Origin of the sequence: Pectobacterium jejuense (genome assembly GCF_026800125.1) — a bacterium.
Lineage (GTDB): Bacteria > Pseudomonadota > Gammaproteobacteria > Enterobacterales > Enterobacteriaceae > Pectobacterium > Pectobacterium jejuense.
Window position 1 is genome coordinate 1 of record NZ_JAPQKX010000042.1, and the last position, 387, is coordinate 387.

General features: G+C 46.5%; 1 tRNA gene. It reads left to right on the top strand.

Going from position 1 to position 387, the window contains the following annotated elements:
- Positions 1–164: 164 nt before the first annotated feature.
- Positions 165–240: transfer RNA gene (locus tag NXT09_RS22365), tRNA-Glu, on the top strand.
- The last annotated feature ends 147 nt before the right edge of the window (positions 241–387 follow it).

Consider the following 387-nt stretch of genomic DNA (forward strand, 5'->3'; position numbering starts at 1 on the left):
ACCTGCGGTTGGATCACCTCCTTACCAAGAAGATGTGTGTTGCGTGAAGTGCTCACACAGATTGTCTGATGAAAATACTGAGCAAGCGCACCTGTTGATGTCATGAGTGTAGACTCATGCTGACGCGAGCGTGCCGGGTTTATAACCTGGTGCGGATTTTTCGTGTCCCCATCGTCTAGAGGCCTAGGACACTGCCCTTTCACGGCTGTAACAGGGGTTCGAATCCCCTTGGGGACGCCAATCCGATAATGAGTGAAAGACATTATCACGAATATCTTAAAGATGATTCTTCGGAGTCATGTTTACGATATTGCTCTTTAACAATCTGGAACAAGCTGAAAATTGAAACATGACAGCTGAACATGCATGGATACCTGCGGGTATAAA